This is a genomic window from Mesorhizobium sp. ISC11, assembly GCF_037162595.1.
Lineage (GTDB): Bacteria > Pseudomonadota > Alphaproteobacteria > Rhizobiales > Rhizobiaceae > Mesorhizobium > Mesorhizobium ciceri.
The window spans coordinates 1,766,315-1,782,829 of record NZ_JAVSPW010000001.1 but is presented as its reverse complement, the minus strand read 5'-3'; the positions used below and the strand labels follow the sequence as shown (position 1 = coordinate 1,782,829).

14 protein-coding genes are annotated in these 16,515 nt (G+C 60.6%); 11 read left to right on the top strand and 3 right to left on the bottom strand.

The window, feature by feature from the left end:
* Positions 1-40: 40 nt before the first annotated feature.
* The 7 genes from RPF88_RS08905 to RPF88_RS08875 all read left to right on the top strand — a co-directional run bounded on the left by RPF88_RS08905 (position 41) and on the right by RPF88_RS08875 (position 7,046).
* Positions 41-946, top strand: a complete 906-nt coding sequence (locus tag RPF88_RS08905) for a proline iminopeptidase-family hydrolase (protein WP_337122199.1) — start codon at positions 41-43, stop codon at positions 944-946.
* An 18-nt stretch (positions 947-964) separates the two neighbouring features.
* Positions 965-2,626, top strand: a complete 1,662-nt coding sequence (locus RPF88_RS08900) for an ABC transporter substrate-binding protein (protein WP_337122198.1) — start codon at positions 965-967, stop codon at positions 2,624-2,626.
* 39 nt (positions 2,627-2,665) lie between these two features.
* Positions 2,666-3,682, top strand: a complete 1,017-nt coding sequence (locus RPF88_RS08895; RefSeq protein WP_063167981.1) for an ABC transporter permease — start codon at positions 2,666-2,668, stop codon at positions 3,680-3,682.
* Entirely contained in the window at positions 3,682-4,653 is a 972-nt protein-coding gene (locus RPF88_RS08890) for an ABC transporter permease (protein ID WP_013531725.1), read from the top strand. Before RPF88_RS08895 ends, RPF88_RS08890 begins: the two co-directional genes overlap by 1 nt.
* Positions 4,650-5,609 carry an ABC transporter ATP-binding protein gene (locus tag RPF88_RS08885; RefSeq protein WP_024503324.1) on the top strand — a complete coding sequence of 320 codons (960 nt, stop codon included), beginning with the start codon at positions 4,650-4,652 and terminating at the stop codon, positions 5,607-5,609. Before RPF88_RS08890 ends, RPF88_RS08885 begins: the two co-directional genes overlap by 4 nt.
* An 8-nt stretch (positions 5,610-5,617) precedes the next feature.
* Positions 5,618-6,604 (top strand): ABC transporter ATP-binding protein, encoded by a 987-nt coding sequence (locus RPF88_RS08880; RefSeq protein WP_337122197.1) that lies wholly within the window; start codon positions 5,618-5,620, stop codon positions 6,602-6,604.
* 139 nt (positions 6,605-6,743) lie between these two features.
* Positions 6,744-7,046, top strand: a complete 303-nt coding sequence (locus tag RPF88_RS08875) for a DUF982 domain-containing protein (RefSeq protein ID WP_013531722.1) — start codon at positions 6,744-6,746, stop codon at positions 7,044-7,046.
* A 51-nt stretch (positions 7,047-7,097) separates the two neighbouring features.
* On the opposite strand, the gene RPF88_RS08870 is transcribed toward RPF88_RS08875, so the two are convergent.
* The 3 genes from RPF88_RS08870 to RPF88_RS08860 all read right to left on the bottom strand — a co-directional run bounded on the left by RPF88_RS08870 (position 7,098) and on the right by RPF88_RS08860 (position 9,691).
* Positions 7,098-7,844 (bottom strand): DUF1194 domain-containing protein, encoded by a 747-nt coding sequence (locus RPF88_RS08870; protein WP_442921295.1) that lies wholly within the window; start codon positions 7,842-7,844, stop codon positions 7,098-7,100.
* A 194-nt stretch (positions 7,845-8,038) separates the two neighbouring features.
* Positions 8,039-8,644, bottom strand: coding sequence for a hypothetical protein (locus tag RPF88_RS08865; protein WP_337122195.1), 606 nt, complete (start codon positions 8,642-8,644; stop codon positions 8,039-8,041).
* Positions 8,645-8,692: 48 nt separating this feature from the next.
* Positions 8,693-9,691 (bottom strand): DMT family transporter, encoded by a 999-nt coding sequence (locus RPF88_RS08860; RefSeq protein WP_013531720.1) that lies wholly within the window; start codon positions 9,689-9,691, stop codon positions 8,693-8,695.
* A 151-nt stretch (positions 9,692-9,842) separates the two neighbouring features.
* On the opposite strand from RPF88_RS08860, the gene RPF88_RS08855 reads away from it, so the two are divergent.
* From RPF88_RS08855 to RPF88_RS08840, 4 genes are all read left to right on the top strand, one after another.
* Entirely contained in the window at positions 9,843-11,825 is a 1,983-nt protein-coding gene (locus RPF88_RS08855; protein ID WP_337122194.1) for a BTAD domain-containing putative transcriptional regulator, read from the top strand.
* A 776-nt stretch (positions 11,826-12,601) separates the two neighbouring features.
* Positions 12,602-13,024 carry an ArsR/SmtB family transcription factor gene (locus RPF88_RS08850; RefSeq protein WP_337122193.1) on the top strand — a complete coding sequence of 141 codons (423 nt, stop codon included), beginning with the start codon at positions 12,602-12,604 and terminating at the stop codon, positions 13,022-13,024.
* Between the two features lie 366 nt (positions 13,025-13,390).
* A complete protein-coding gene (locus RPF88_RS08845; RefSeq protein WP_337122192.1) occupies positions 13,391-15,160 on the top strand; it encodes a type I secretion system permease/ATPase in 1,770 nt (589 codons plus the stop codon).
* Positions 15,147-16,493, top strand: coding sequence for an HlyD family type I secretion periplasmic adaptor subunit (locus RPF88_RS08840; RefSeq protein WP_337122191.1), 1,347 nt, complete (start codon positions 15,147-15,149; stop codon positions 16,491-16,493). Before RPF88_RS08845 ends, RPF88_RS08840 begins: the two co-directional genes overlap by 14 nt.
* Positions 16,494-16,515: the final 22 nt, after the last annotated feature.

Genomic DNA, 16,515 nt, shown 5'->3' with positions numbered 1-16,515 from the left:
GCGGACGATAAAAGTACCTTCAATCGCACTGGGAATTGGGATGTCATCTGAGATCATCGGCATGGAAGGACGGGCCGCTTTCGGCGCCTACGAGACCTGGTATCGGGTCAGTGGCGAACTCGGCGGCGAAAAGGCGCCTGTGGTGATCCTGCATGGCGGCCCGGGCGTCGCCCACAATTATGTCGATGCCTACAAGCTTCTTGCGCGAAGGGATCGCGCCGTCATCCACTACGACCAGTTGGGCTGCGGCAATTCCACCTTGCTGCCTGAGAAAGGCGCCGATTTCTGGACACCTGGGCTGTTCATCGACGAGCTTGAAAACCTGGTTGATCATCTCGGCATTCGGGCGGGCTTCCACGTCCTCGGCCAGAGCTGGGGCGGTATGCTGGGCGCCGAATATGCCGTGACGCGGCCGAAGGGCCTGAAGTCGCTGACCATCGCCAACTCACCGGCGTCCATGAAACTGTGGGTCGAAGAGGCCAACCGGTTGCGTGCGGATCTGCCCGCGGATGTGCAGGAGACCCTGACCCGGCACGAACAGGCCGGCACGACGGACGATGCGGCGTACCAGGCTGCGACGATGGTGTTCTACGAGCGGCATGTCTGCCGGGTCGTGCCTTTCCCGCCCGAAGTCACGGAAAGTTTCGCCCAGGTCGTGCGCAATCCGACCGTCTATAATCTGATGAATGGGCCAAACGAGTTCCATGTCATCGGAACGCTGAAGAACTGGAGCATCGTCGAGCGCCTGCCGGCCATCGATGTTTCCACACTGATCATCTCCGGACGTCACGACGAGGCCACGCCCGCGACCGTGCAGCCCTACAAGGACGGCATCAAGGGGTCTCGCTGGGAGATATTCGAGCATTCCAGCCACATGCCGCATGTCGAAGAGCAAGATGCGTGCATGCGGGTGGTGGGAGACTTCCTGGACCACAACGATAACTGAAAAAAGGGGAATCAAGACATGAAGAAACTGCTTCTGGCGGCAACAGCCGCGGCATTGCTGGCCGGTACATGGCTGGCCCCGGCACAGGCCGAATATCTCAAGGAGCACCGAGGCGGCACCGTCCGCCTGCTGGCCCGCTCCGCGGCCGGAACGCTCGATCCGCACATCAATTACACGGACCAGGGCTGGCAGATGTACCAGCCGATCTATGACGGCCTGGTGGCCTTCCGCAAGGCCGAGGGCATGGACGGCTTCACCATCGTCCCCGATCTGGCCGAGGCCCTGCCGCAGGTCAGCAATGACGGCAAGACCTTCACCTTCAAGCTGCGCAAGGGCATCAAGTTCTCCAGCGGCCAGGATCTTGGCGTGAAGGACGTCGTCGCTTCTTTCCAGCGCATCTTCAAGGTTTCCGGACCCACCTCCGGCACGTTCTATGCCGGCATCGTCGGTGCGGACAAATGCCTGGCCGACACCAAGAGCTGCACGCTGGAAGGCGGCGTTGTCGGCGACGAAGCGGCCGGCACCATCACCATCAACATCACCAAGCCGGATGCCGAGCTGCTCTACAAGCTTGCCTTGCCGCATGCCGTGGTCCTGCCGGCGGACACGCCCGCTGAAGACATGGGTTCCAAGCCCATTCCCAGCACCGGCGCGTACATGATCTCCGCCTTCGACCCGAACAAGGGCATGACGGTTTCCCGCAACCCCAATTTCAAGCAGTGGAGCGAAGAAGCCCAGCCGGACGGCTATCCGGATGTCGTCCAATATGATTTCGGCCTGTCCGAAGAGGCAGCCGTCACCGCGATCCAGAACGGCGAAGCGGACTGGATGTTCGACGCTCTGCCGAGCGATCGCCTGGGCGAACTGGGCAGCAAGTCCATGGACCAGCTGCACATCTCGCCGCTTTCGGCTTGGTGGTACGCGCCGCTGAACAACCGTCTCGCACCCTTCGACAATGAAAAAGCCCGCCAGGCCGTTGCCTATGCGATCGATCGCAACACGCTGGTCAAGCTGTTCGGCGGCAAGGTGCTGGCTTCGCCGGTCTGCCAGGTCCTGCCTCCGGACTTCCCCGGCCATGAAGACTATTGCCCCTTCACCAAGAATCCGGGCGCCAAATGGTCGGCCCCCGACCTCGACAAGGCAAAGCAGCTCGTCGAGGACTCCGGCACCAAGGGCCAGAAGGTGACGATCATCGTCGAGGACACCGCCATTTCGCGCTCCATCGGCGTCTATCTGCAGAGCGTGCTGACCAGCATCGGCTATGTCGCCGACGTCAAGCCGATCTCGTCGAACATCCAGTTCACCTACATCCAGAACACCAACAACAAGGTGCAGATGTCCGTCACCCAGTGGTACAAGGACTATCCGGCGGCTTCGGACTTCCTGAACATCCTGTTCAGCTGCGCCTCTTTCCGCGAAGGTTCGGACGCCTCGATCAACATCGCCGGCTTCTGCGACAAGGAAATCGACGCCAAGATGCAAAAGGCATTGGACCTCGGCGTCACCGATCAGAAAGCCGCCGATAAAATGTGGGCTGAAATCGACAGGCAAGTCACCGACAAGGCACCTGCGGTCGGCCTCTTCACGCCGAAGCGGCTCGACTTCGTCAGCAAACGTCTTGGCAATTTCAAGTTCAACCGGCAGTTCAACTGGATGATCACCCAATCCTGGGTACAGTAATGGCCTGGGTGCAGTAACGAACCGCGGAGGGGCACGTCCGTGTCGAACGTAGCTGTCGCCGCGCCGCGCAAAACGCGAGGGCCCTGGGCCGTCGCGTTTGCGAAGCTGGCAAGGGACAGGGCTGCCATGGCGTCGCTGGCCGTGTTCCTCCTCATCGTCCTTGCCTGCCTCAGTGCGCCTCTTTATGCGAAATGGGCCGGCGTGGACCCATTCGCCTCGACGCTCGACGCCGTCATCCAGATCGACGGCGCCGACGTTCCGGTGATGGAACAATCGACTGAGGGGCTCGGGCTTGGCTACACACCGCTCGGCCCGACCTGGCGGCTGGGCAATTACTTCCTCGGCGCCGACAGCCAGGGGCGCGATGTCATGGCCAGGATGCTCTATGGCGGGCTGAGCTCGTTGCTGATCTCCGGAGCAGCAACCATCTTCACCCTGATCCTGGGCACGGCGGCGGGATTGATCGCCGGCTATTTCGGCGGCGTCACCGACACGGTGCTGTCGCGCTTCCTCGACATACTGTGGGCGTTCCCCATTTATCTGCTGGCGATTTCGCTCTCCATCGTCACCATCGCGCATGGCATCACGATAGGACCGATCCAGATCGAGTCCGGCAGTCTGTGGCTGCCTGTCATCATCATCGGTATCGTCTACGTGCCCTATGTGGCTCGTCCGATACGCGGGCAGGTTCTGGCACTGCGCAAAAGCGAATTCGTGCTCGCCGCGATCAATCTGGGCGTGCCGGGATGGCGCATCCTGTGGCGCGACATCCTGCCCAACGTCACCACGACGCTGATCGTCTTCGTGCCGCTGATGATGGCGCTGAACATGCTCACGGAATCAGCCCTTTCCTTCCTTTCGATCGGCGTGCAGCCGCCGGCCGCGAGCTGGGGCACCATTATCCAGGACGGACAGGCGCTGCTCTACACCAGGCCACTGGTGGCGCTGGTGCCGGGCCTGGCGATCGCGGTTTCCGTAATGGCGCTCAATGTCTTCGGCGACGGTCTGCGCGACGCGCTCGACCCGCGCTCCAAGGTTCGGCTGGGGCGCGACTGATGATCTACGCAATCCTGCGCCGGTTCGGCCAGATGCTGTTCGTGATGTTCGGCATCTCGGTCATCGTCTTCCTGATTTTCTTCGCAACGCCGGGCTCCGATCCGGCGGCGCGCATCGCCGGCCGCAATGCATCGCCCGAAGTGCTGGAGGCGGTACGCCACAGCTTCGGCTTCGACCGGCCGCTCTACGTGCAATATGTGACGATGATGGAGAAGATCTTCGTCACCGGCGATCTGACCTCCTTCGTCAATCGTGGCTGGAAGGTGGTGCCGGCGGTCATGGATTCGATCCCGGTCACGCTCTCGCTGGTGTTCGGAGCGGCGATCCTGTGGGTGGTCGTCTCCATCATCATCGGCATCGCCGCCGCCGCCACGCGCGGCAGCTGGCTGGATAAGCTGCTGATGGCGCTAGGGCTGCTCGGTATTTCGATGCCGGTGTACTGGCTGGGCGAGGTGATGAACCTGATCACCCAGAGCCGCTACCACGACAGCTGGGCGTTCTCCTGGGTGCCGCCGCTCGGCTACAAGAACTTCTCCGACGATCCAAAGGGCTGGTTCCTGACCCTGGTCATTCCGTGGATCACGCTGTCCATTCTCTACATCGGCATTTATGGGCGCGTGCTGCGCGCGGCGATCATCGAATCCCTGCAGGAGGACTATATCCGTACGGCCCGGGCCAAGGGCCTGTCGGAGACCCGCATCCTGCTGCGCCATGCCTTGCGCACGTCGCTCATCGCCTTCGTCACCTTGTTCGGCCTGGATTTCGGTGCGCTGGTCGGAGGCTCGGCCCTGCTGACGGAGGTGGTGTTCGGGCTGCACGGCATCGGCAAGCTCACTTATGACGCGCTGCAGAATCTCGATCTGCCGATGATCATGGCAACGGTGATGTACGCTTCGATGTTCGTGGTTGTTGCCAATGCGGTCGTCGATTTCGTCTACATCCTTCTCGATCCGCGCCTGAGGACATCATGATACTGTCGGTGCGCGACCTCAAAGTATCCTTCCGCACAAATGATGGCCTGGTGCGGGCCATCGATGGCGTTTCCTTCGACCTCGAGGAGAGCGAGATCCTCGGCGTCGTCGGTGAGTCCGGTTCCGGCAAGACCGTGTCGCTGCTGGCCGTCATGGGTCTGATCACCGACCCCAACGCCACCATCGAAGGCTCGATCCGTTACAAGGGCCGCGAACTGGTGGGACTGCCCGCGCGCGAACTGAGGCGGCTGCGCGGCAACGAGATCGCGATGATCTTCCAGGATCCGATGACCGCGTTGACACCTGTCTACACGATCGGCTGGCAGATCGCCGAACAGATCCGCGCGCATCGCAACATCAGCAAGTCCAAGGCGATGGAGCGCGTGGAGGAATTGCTGGCCGAGGTGAATTTTCCGAACCCGCACGAGGCGATGTCGCGCTACCCGCACCAACTGTCCGGCGGCATGCGTCAACGGGCGGTGATCGCAATGGCTTTGTCCTGCAATCCGGCGTTGCTGGTGGCTGACGAACCGACCACGGCGCTCGACGTCACCGTACAGGCCGGCATTCTCGATCTGGTGCGCAAGCTGCGCGCGACGCACAAGTCGGCGGTGGTCTTCATCACGCATGACATGGGCGTGGTCTCCGAACTCGCCGACCGGGTCATGGTCATGTATGCCGGCCGCGTGGTGGAGCGCGGCAGTCGCGCGGAGCTGTTTTCCGATCCGCGACACCCCTATACGCGCGCTCTGCTCGGTTCGATCCCGCCGCTGACCGGCGAAAAACCACGCCGCCTGCCGGCCATTCCCGGTTCGCCGCCGTCATTGCTGCGATTGCCGCAGGGCTGTGCGTTCGGTCCGCGGTGCCCGGTTCACTATGAGCCCTGCGAGGCCGGCAAACCCGACCTCGGGAGCGGCACTCATGCCGCGGCGTGCTTCAGGGTGGCACAGGCATGAGCGGATCGATGACCGACAAGAATCGCCCCATTATCGAGACGCATTCGCTGGGCAAGCGCTTTTCGATCGGCAGCCGTTTTTCCGCCGAAGGCAAGCGAACCGTTCATGCGGTCGACAATGTTTCCCTGACCGTGTGGCGCGGCGAGACGGTCGGCCTTGTCGGCGAATCCGGATGCGGCAAGTCCACGCTGGCGCGCTGCCTAGTGAGGCTCTACGACGTATCGGACGGCGAGCTTCTGTTCGAAGGCAACGATATCACCTCGAAGTCGCTGTCCGAACTCAGGCCGCTCCGGCGCCGCTTGCAAATGGTTTTCCAGGATCCGTCGGCATCGCTCAATCCGCGCCGGCGCGTCGGCGACCTGGTGGCCGAGCCGCTGCGCATCCATGGCAGGCTCTCGTCGAGCGAGATCACCAGACGCGTGGCGGAACTGTTCGACCTTGTCGGCCTGCTGCCGGATCACGTCATGCGGTTTCCGCACGAATTTTCCGGCGGGCAACGCCAGCGCGTCGGCATCGCGCGGGCTATTGCATTGAACCCGGACCTCGTGGTCCTGGACGAACCCGTCTCCGCGCTCGACGTGTCGGTGCAGGCGCAAATCGTCAACCTGCTTGCCGATCTGCAGGAGAAGCTCAATCTCACTTACATCTTCATCGCCCACGACCTGTCGGTGGTACGTCAGGTTTCAACCCGCATAGCGGTCATGTATCTCGGCTCGATCGTCGAAGAAGGGCCGGCGGAAGAAGTGTTTGCAGCACCAGCCCATCCTTATAGCCAGGCGCTGATCTCGGCGGTTCCTATCGTGGAGACGACGCCCAGCGGGACGCGCAAGCGCATCATCCTCACCGGCGACGTACCGAGCCCTCTGAACCCTCCAACCGGCTGCCGTTTCCATCCCCGATGCCCGATCGCGGCGGAGCGCTGCCGTTCGGAGCGGCCGCAGTTGCGGGAATACCGACCCGGTCGCAAAGTCGCCTGCCACTTTCCGACGATGTAGGCGACACTCACCACCGCACAGCTGATCGCCTTCGCCTGACAGATTTCTAAAAGATTCCATTTTTTGGCTGGAACCAACCGGCTGTTGGCGCGTTTGGTGGGGTTCGATCGAGCGCATTGCGGTCGACCGGGAGGAAACGATGGATCAATTGCATTTCTTTTCGCCCGTGCGGATTTCGCGCGGGCAAGGGCACCCCGCGGAAGAAATCGATAGTGTTGCCGAAGCCATGATGTTCTTGCGGAAATGGCCGGCGGGACGGCGCGGTCCGGTTTATCAGTGCGCGCTGAACTGTTGCTCGGCCGCCTTGTCGGGCCAGATGTCGGCCGAGGAAGCAAGGAAAGCGTTCACCGGCTTTGCCCGCATCACGCGCCTTCTCGACGATGACATGGCTTTGCCGGTAGGCGGCGAAGGCAAGGCAAGCGTGCACGCATTGCGGCGATAGGCTGTTGTCCTGACGGTAAGGCCTCGAAAGTTTGTCCTACATGGCACACTTTCACAGCGGACGGTCGTCGTTCATGCTTACTTCAGTCACGAGCTTGCGGCGAAGCGCCATGGTGTAGTCGTCTGGCCCCTTCGGCGTCATGACGAAGGCCTGGGAACCGCCAATGACCGATTTGGCAAAATAGGATGCCAGAGGTTGGTCGGGATTCTCATCCTCCGCCGGGATGGCGATGGCATTGATCGTATATCCCTTGGCTATGGCGTTCGACCTGCTCGGCTGGACGGGAAGCCCGTCGTTGTTCTCGCCATTGGAGGAGATATCGATGACTTTCTTTGCGGCCTTTCCCGGGAACTGGTCGAGCAGGAGACTGCCGATGTCGATAGCCGAGGAGACGGATGTTCCGCCACGCCCTCTGCGGATGAAGCCGGTATCGCCTTTCCTGCTGATCACCGCAGCCGCTGCTTTGGCATCTTCCAGTCCGCAGATGCTTGTCCACGGCAGCACGACGCGCGCGTGTCCGGGGCTCGACCACTCAAAATAGGCAACGCCGATGCAACCAACATAATTCCGGCTGATGGCGGCGATGATCTCTGGCGAGGTGAGTGCCGTGGCATGTCCCTCGCGTTGCATATCGGCGATCTTCGGATCGATGGATGACGAAAAGTCGACCGCGAACACGATGGCGACGTCAACGTTCGCGGCATGGGCAGAGACCCCCCAAAACAGCGAAGCTGCAAGTATTCCTGTCATTCTCGAGATTGAACCGGCCAGCGTCAGGAGACTGCCCCAGCCTGTCATCCGCACCCGTTCGCGAAAGGGTGGGGGGCCGGCGTCCTGATGATACACACTGCCAAACATATCATTCTCCATCTCGACATCCGGTCGTTTCAAAAAGCGAGCTCAACATGTGGAAATCTGGCGGATCGCCTTGGTGCCCACGCCGAAGAGCAGCAGATCGGCCTTGGTCCACAAGAGATAACAGCCGAGCAAGGTCAGTGGCATGGCGAGGGCCGCGAAAGAGCCGCTCCACCAGACCTCAGGCAAAGCGCGGGCGAGGGCCACTGTCGTCGCCAGCATTGCCGGCAACCGGCTGGCGAGCACCGCACTGCGGAACGGATCGGGCCAAGCGCCGGCCAGATCGAAATTGGCGTGCCGGGCCTGTGAAAGGTGCTGCCGAATTTGCCCAGCGCATGCAGCAGGCCGGAGGTCGCCGCAAGCAATGGATCGCCGAGCAGCAACAGGGCAATGCCGAGCCCGATCGCACCCAGGCCCGACAGGAAGTCGCCCAGACGGTTGAGGGCGGGATCGGGAGCATCCGGTCTTGCCCAGGCCCGGTGATAGGCCTCGCCGCCCCAGAAGACCAGGGTGGTCAAGGTCAGCGCAACAGTGCCATGGCTGCCAGCGAAATATTCGATCAGCGCCATGGTGACGCTGCTTCCCTCATGCAGGCCGACCGGCGCGGTGGCAATCTGGATCGCCAGACCGACAATGAGGCCGAGCGCATTGCCGCTGTTGTAGTAGCCACCCGGTCCTTTCATGCGGGCGCGAAGCGCCGATACCAAATGTGCGACCGGAAGAAGGATTGTCCGCGCATCCATCACTGCGCCCCCGCGACAAGTCCGGCCGGGTCTGGAATACGTTTCGCATCACCGGCAAGGGCCATCACATTCCTCCACTGGACCTGAATTGTTGGGATGACGGTCGCCCGCCCAATTTGCGGCGGCAGCTGCAAAGGCAGGGGCCGCGTCGAAGGGTTGAACCGAAGCGGTTCGCAAGGACGTGCGTGCCTGCGGCGCTCGGTTCGACATTGCAACGGACAGGATCGCACCCAGGATAATGCCGGCACCCAAGACGCTCGCGGACGAGCTCCGCTCGCCGAGAAAGATTGCCGCGCCCAGCGCCCCGAAAACGCTTTCTGCGCTGACGATCACGGCGGCGTGGCTGGCCGGCGTAAAGCGGAGGGCAACCGTCTGTATGCCGAAGGCAATCGCAGTGGAGAACACGCCGAGGATCGCCAGTTCCGGGCCTGCTGCGAATGCGGCGGCCAGCGACAGATTGCCTTGCATTGCACCGAGCGGCAGGGCGAAGGCTGCGGCGCCGAAGAACTGTGTCGCGGCAGCGGTGAACGGCCGCGCATGCACCTGCATGTGCCGGCCCAGCTCGACTGCCCAGAGCGCATAGCAGGCAGCCGAGAGGACAGCGGTAAGATCGCCACTGCTGAACCCGGCTATCCCATCCGACAACAGCAGGGCTCCAACAAGGGTCAATCCGGCGGCGATTGTGAGACTCGCTGTCGGACGTTCGCCTACGAGAAACCAGGCGGCCAGCGGTGTCATTACCGTTGCCGTGCTTACCAGGAAGCTCGCATTGGTGACGGAGGCCCCGAGATAGCAAAGCTGCTGGAGCGTGATGGAGATGGCAAACAGCGCGCCCACCTTGGCCAAGCTGGAAAAATAGTCCGGCCCGAGCGGAAGCCGCTTCTCCATGAAGACAAAGGGCAGCACAAGCAGCCCGCCGATCAGGCATCGCAGACCCACAGCACTCAGCGCGTCGAGATGCACAAGCACCATCTTTTGCGAGACATTGCCGAAGCCCCACAAAGCGGCTGCAAACAGCAGCAGCAAATTGGCTCTTGTCCTGGACACGCGCCCCCCTCGAACCAAGCCTTTCGTTGACTTGGTCGCCTTAATTTAGCAAAGCCTAAACAGCCTGCCGTTACGGCAGCGCTTGAGCGCGAAGGCCGACTGTTGCGAAGCGTTAGTTTTGAGTTAGGATTTCGTCAGGCTGGGATAGCAAATGCAAAGTGAGGACAGCGGCGCTGCAAATAGAATCTCACTCTTCGGCGGTTTCCGGATTGAAAATGAAACGGCCGGCCCGCTTCGGCTGACCGGGAAACGAGGGCCGGCAATCATCGCCTATCTGGCCCGGTGTCCGGGCATGGCGGCGACGCGGGAGAGGCTGGCTGACCTCCTATGGGGCGACAGCGACGCTGAACATTCGCGCAACAGCCTTCGGCAGGCCCTCAGTGTCCTGCGCCAGGATCTGGCGCGAGAGGGGGTGGATCTCATCCATTCCAGCGGTGAGTTGATCGCCCTGAGGCCAGAGCTGGTTCAAGTCGACGCGGAGAAGTTCGAAACGGGTCTCTCGGCCCGTTCCGCCCAGGAGCTGGCGAAGGCCTTGGCGAACTACACCGGGCCCTTCCTCGACGGGCTTTATCTGGGAAGCAATGCGTTCGATGACTGGATCACATCGGAACGCGACAGGCTGCTCGGCCGCGCGCTTGAGTCCTTCGAAAAACTGGCCCGTCTCGTCGACCCCGATGCCGGGCTGATCCTGGCCGATCGTATTCTGACCATGGAACCGACACGGGAAGAATCCTATCGGCTCAAGATGGAATTGCTGCTCGCATGTGGCCAACGCGACAGGGCAATCAGGACATACGAAGCTTGCAGAAGCATGCTGAAGAAGGAGTTCGGCGTCGAAGCCGGCCCTGAAACGCGGGCGCTTTGGCAATCTCTGTTGCTCGCCGCCGACGACGCTTCAAATGTGCAGTCGACAAATGGTGTTCCGTCCAGCCAGCGCCTTGGGCGTCCGTCCATCAGCGTTGCCGACTTCGTCAATCTGACCGGAAAGCAAGGCGACGACTTCTTCGCAAAGGGACTTGTCCAGGACATCACGACAGCCCTCTCCGAAGTGGCCGACTATGTCGTGCTCGCCGCGCTTCCGCCCGAGAAGAGCGGCCCAGGCGAAGAAGCCAAGACACCAGGGATACTCCGGGCGCGATATATGCTCAGCGGCAGCGTCCAGAGATCCGGCAATGGGTTGAGGGTGAATGTCCAGCTCGTCGATGCCGCCGGCGGCCACCATGTCTGGGCCCAGAAGTTCGACGGCCACTCCGAGAACGCGCTCGAATTCCAGGACAGGATCGCACAATCTGTTGTTCTTGCCGTGATCCTCGAACTTCAACTGACCAACTGGAAGGTTCGAGACAAAAGCCCGCCAGGGATCCCTGAAGTGCGCAGGCTGGTGAACGAAGCCCTCATGAAATATTTTGAGATGACTCGGGACTCACTTTTGGTCGGGATAGAGCTTGCCGAGAGGGCCTTCTCGATAGGTCCCGACAATGCCCGTGCAAAGCGGACGCTCTCGATCGTAATATCCATGGGCGTGGCGTTTGGTGCGCTGCCTCGGGAGCGTGGGGTGATCGAGCGTGCGGTCGAGCTTGCGGAAGCCGCAGTACGGGCGGTACCGGACGATGAAATTGCCCGATGTATTCTGTCGTTCGCTCTCGAAAGTTGCGGTCGCATCGACGAGGCGATCGCCGAATGCCGCCACGCGATCAGCCTCAACCCAAGCTACCCGACTGGCCACGGCGATATTTCGATGCTCTTTGCGTTGCGCGGACAGGTCGACGAAGCGGTGCGTGAGGCCAACGAAGCAATCCGGCTCGGAACGCACGATGTCATCGACTTCTGGCGCCACCACGGCCTGGTTGTGGCGCTCTTCGCTGGCGGAGACAACCAGCGGGCGCTCGAAGCCGCCCGCAAAGTGGTCAGGACAAAGCCTGGCTTCGTTCGCGGCGCCCTTTATTGGGCCGCGACCGCATCGGCCACCGGAAACAACGAAGAAGCGTCCCGGGCCATCCACCATTGCCTGTCACAACTTCCGCATCTCAATCTGAGCAATGTCTGCCCTGGCTTTGTGCCGCGCTATGTAAAGGATCATCATCATTCCCGGTTCCTTGAGATGCTGTCGAGGGCTGGCCTTCCCAGTTCCTAGCCACATCGTTGGCGCAGACACCGTCATACGAAGCTAGAGGGTTCCGTCCTCCGCCCAGGCATCGAAAGCAGATGACGCGTTGGCAATTCCGGCCAGGTCGACCTATACGCTACCCTGCGATTGAGGTATTCGACGCCCCACGCCGTCGCGCCGGCCAGTCATCCGCCGAATTTGCGGCTTGGGCCTATCATGGCGCGTGATAGAGTCCGTACGACGCGATCCAACCTGTCGAAGTTACGAAACATGAAAGATTATCAAAGGTTTAGGATAGCCATAGCACCTATGATGGATGGGGCAGATAGATAAGTAAGATCAGACAGTTGCGGGAGACCGTGTGCAAAAATCGCACATGAAAGTTCTGCTTCTCTTCTTTTTTCGTTCCCGCGACGTAGCCGCCCACAGCTTTATTTGAAGCTCTTTTCGCCCACGATATTAACCTTTCCACCGCAGGCGTTCTCTGCAATATCCGTGGAAGCTTTTCGAATGTTCTGTCTTACTCCGCCAACCGAATTACCCGTGCTGATGAAAGAGATTGGCAAGTCCGGCTAGGCCGTGGGACAGCCTTGATGGAGGCGTCCGCTCATGATCGGGTGTCCGAGTCGGAAGAAGGCTACCGCCAAGATGAACTCGACCTCACCACCCAAGCGCATTGCCATCCTCACCAACCACATGAAGGGCAAGGGCTCGCATCATGCTGGAGAGCGGACTCGTTTAGCATATGCTTGACCAGAGAAGCGTCGTACTGCTTCTGCTTAGCTGGGTCCGAGGCAAAGTGCATGACTGCATATGTTAAACAAGGTCTTGTGGAAATCGGGGCGAACCCTGCTCCGCGGCGGCGTCCGACCAAGCGCCCTTCCTTCCGCGAACAGGTGGCGGTCGCGGCGCGGTTGCTTGCTGCCCTCGCTAACGACAAGCGCCTGCTGATACTCATTCATTTGATGGATGGCGAAAGAACGGTGTCAGATCTGCTCTCCCCAGTGGGCTGTACCAAGCACTCCATTTCGCTACATCTAAGAGAGCTCGTCGAACATGGAGTTCTCGAGTGCCGCGCCGAAGGCTCCTGGCGGTACTATTCCTACAAGTCCGAAGAAGCCAAGGCTATCATCAGGTTGCTTGACGATCTGGCCAGAAAAAACGAGCTTCCAGCATTTCCATCTTTGGTTCCGCAGCGACCTTGCAGAAAGAGGCGATCAACGTAGGCCGTCCGATTGGCTTGACAACGATCGTTCGCTCCACCGAGTTGCGAGCGCGTTACAAAGATCGAAACACACCATGGGACAAGGTGGATCAAGGCCGGTAAAGAGGTGTGGCCACCGCAACCAGCGCCGGAAGGGTAAGGACATTAGGTTTGTCGAGCCAGTTGATCGCGAGCCTGATTTATGCGTGCGCGCAGCGGCCGGCGAGCATACCTCAAATGCATCGATTTTTGCTGGCATAGCGCCTCAGTCGGCGTCCGCCCTCTTTACTATGGCTCTCAAAAGAATCGCGGCCGATAGCGTGACAACGTCGAATGATATATAACGATTGCCTAATGTGTGTGCATTTCGCTGGGGGCAATTTTGGGCATGTCCAGTTCTACAAACCGAAAGGTTCTATCGAGAAGCGTGGTCGAAATGGGCCTATTCTCCGCGGTGATGAACACCCTGGTGTTAATTCTGCCCCTCTACATGCTGCAGGTATATGATCGGGTTTTGCCCGCTGCCAATCTGGATACTCTCACCTACCTGACCTTGCTTGCCCTCTCGTCGCTTTTGCTGTTCGGAGTGCTCGAAGTCGTGCGGGGTGTATATGCAAGCCGACTCGCGGCGCGGCTCGATGTCTCTTTGGGTGCATCGTCTTTTCTCGCCGCAATGAGCGGTCCCCGCGCTGGGCTCGGCGATGTCCAAGCCTTGCGAGACCTGGCCACCCTGCGAGGTTTCATCGCTTCACGAACGATTTTCTTTCTCTTCGACCTTCCTTTCGGGCCAATCTTCGTGGGCCTCCTGTATTTCATTCATCCGTTGCTTTTTCTGGTAACGGTCATCGGGGCGGCTCTTATGGTCGCCCTCGCCGTGCTGAACCAGGTCGCGAGTTCGCGACCTGGCAAGGAGGCGGCGGAAAATCTTAGCGCCTCAATGAATTCGGCGCAGGCCTTCGCCCGAAACTTCGAAACGGTTCGCGCGCTCGGCATGGTGTCCAATGCAATAGAGTTCTGGGGGACCCGTTTTTCCGGCTCTCTGCACGCTTCGGACGGGCTCGCCCGCGTCAACGCATTTTATGGCGGTGTGTCCCGCACCACGCGATCGGTACTGCAAATCGCGATATTGGGCGTCGGCGCTTATCTGGTTCTTCACAACGAGATGACCGCCGGTATGATATTTGCGTCCTCGATGATTTCGGCGCGCGCTCTGCAGCCTCTTGATCAAATCATTGGGAGCTGGCGGCAGATTATCGATGCCAATCTTGCATGGAAGAGGCTTTCGGCTGGCCGATCGAAGTTCGTTCCAAAGGAAAATATTGCATTGCCGACGCCCGAAGGGTCTTTGGGCGCTGATCAGGTAGTTTATCATCTTCCAGGTTCGGCCGATGGCGCGCTACCGCTCATAAAGCGGGTGACCTTTGAAGTCCCCGCTGGCGAAACAGTCGCGATCGTCGGGCCAAGTCAGGCTGGAAAATCGACTCTGGCGCGCCTCATAGTCGGTGCCATTGAGCCCCGTTCTGGGGTGATCCGCATCGATGGCGGCGATATGCGAAGCTGGGATCCGGAGGAGCTCGGCCGTCATATCGGCTATCTTCCGCAGGACGTGGAACTCTTCCCGGGAACCATCGGCCAGAACATTGCGCGTTTCGAGCCGGACGCGCCCGATGAGAAATTGGTTCAAGCAGCCCAGGAGGCGCAGGTGCATGAGCTCATCCTGGGCCAGAGGGATGGATATTCGACAGTGATCGGCCCGACCGGCGTTCGCTTGTCGGGTGGCGAGCGTCAGCGCATTGGGCTTGCGCGCGCCTTCTACGGCGATCCCAAGCTGTTGGTTCTCGACGAGCCCAATGCAAATCTCGATTCCGACGGCGAAGCCGCGCTCGAGCGGGCGATCATCCAGGCGCGGTCACGAAAAACGACCGTGCTCGTCATCACCCATCGGCCCTCGCTCGCTTCCAAATGCGATCGCATACTCATGCTGCGCAATGGCCAGGTCGAGATCTACGGTTTGACCAAGGACGTGCTCGACCAGCTTGCCGAGCGACGTGGTCAAGCGGCGGCGGCGGCGGCCGCTCAGTCGCATGACAATGAAGGAGTGGTGCCTTTCCCGTCACCAGGTCGCGTGGAGATAAAGGTCGCCAATGACGGTTCCTAGCCAAACCATGCAGGCGGTCGGCAAGACGTATCGCTGGCAGCGCAACATCGATACACGCACAGATCGGATCACGCTGGCGGGATATGCAAGCGTGGCCGTTTTCGTGCTCGGCTTCGGGTTCTGGGCAACCACTGCACCGATTGGGGGAGCGACGATCGCGCCGGGCGTGGTCGCAGCAGCTGGGCAGAACGTCATGATCCAGCATCTCGAAGGAGGCGTCGTCACAAGCATCAAGGTCCGGGAAGGCGACAGGGTCTCAAGAGGCCAGGCCCTGATCGTGCTCGATCCGACGGTGGCGCAGTCCCAGCTCAACCGCGTTCTCAAGCAGTGGGTTGCACAAAAGGCTGAAATCGCGCGGCTCGAAGCAGAACGGGACGGTCTGGTGAAAATTGTCCTGCCCGGTGACCTGGGAGCCTATTCGGGCGCGGCTGAATTCAGCGACGTCTTTGCACAGCAGACAAAGGAATTTCAGGCGCGATTGGCGCGGTATACCGCGGAACAGGCGATTTTGATGCAACGGGTGGCAGCCCTTCAGGAAGCCGTTGCCGGCCTGAGAGCGCAGAAGAAAGCTGCAGAAAACCAGCTCGCGATCGTCAATACGGAAACGGAACGCAAAAAGCGCCTGTTGGAGAGAGGACTGACAAATCGTTCGGAATATACCGATCTTCTACGCAGCACCGCCGACCTGGTAGGCCAGGCGGGATCTCTGGAGGCGCAGATCGCCACCTCGGCTACCCAGACCGTGGAAGCGCGTCAACAGATCGAGCGGCTTACGACCAGCCGGGTCGAGGACGCCGTGACCGACATGAACAAAGCTCGGGCACAGGTCGCCGACCTCGAGGAACAAATCAACGCTGCTCGATCGGTCCTGGACCGGACGACCATCCGGGCGCCGGTGGATGGCATCATCGTTCGATCGCTCTACAATTCTCAGGGCAGCGTCATCAGAGCGGGAGAGATGGCGATGGAGCTCCTGCCGACCACGAACGAGCTCATCGTCGAGGCCAGGATAAAGCCCGAGGATATCGATTCCATCCGGATCGGGCAGGACGCAAACATGATGTTCACGGCGCTGAATGCGCGCACGACGCCGAAAGTGCCCGGAAAGGTGTTCTACATTTCGGCGGACCGGCTGATAACACCCAGCACGGGACTGCCCTACTTCACCGTCCGGCTTAAAATGGCCGACAAGCTGCCACCGCAGGTCAAGCCCGAGCAGATCTATCCGGGCATGCCGGTCGAAACGTTCATTTCAACCGGCGAACGGACGTTTTTGGCCTACCTGACCAAACCCCTGGTGGATTCGTTCCAGCGCGCCTTTAGGGAGAGATAGCTCGCCCTCCCTCCTTGATATC